At 50.3% G+C, this 330-nt stretch carries 1 rRNA gene; it reads left to right on the top strand.

Features of this window, described 5'->3' with window-relative positions:
- Nucleotides 1–330 (top strand): 23S ribosomal RNA (locus AC3G3F_RS23910); the annotation flags it as partial.

The following is a 330-nucleotide window of genomic DNA, read 5'->3' as shown; positions in this document are numbered from 1 at the left end:
TACTCCTGACTGACCGATAGTGAACCAGTACCGTGAGGGAAAGGCGAAAAGAACCCCGGCGAGGGGAGTGAAACAGAACCTGAAACCGTGTACGTACAAGCAGTGGGAGCCTCTCTTTATGGGGGGTGACTGCGTACCTTTTGTATAATGGGTCAGCGACTTATATTCTGTAGCAAGGTTAACCGCATAGGGGAGCCGAAGGGAAACCGAGTCTTAATTGGGCGTTAAGTTGCAGGGTATAGACCCGAAACCCGGTGATCTAGCCATGGGCAGGTTGAAGGTTGGGTAACACTAACTGGAGGACCGAACCGACTAATGTTGAAAAATTAG

It is taken from the genome of Salmonella sp. FC25216 (assembly GCF_057751355.1).
The sequence above is the reverse complement of the archived record's forward strand: the minus strand, read 5'-3'. Positions and strand labels throughout refer to the sequence as shown.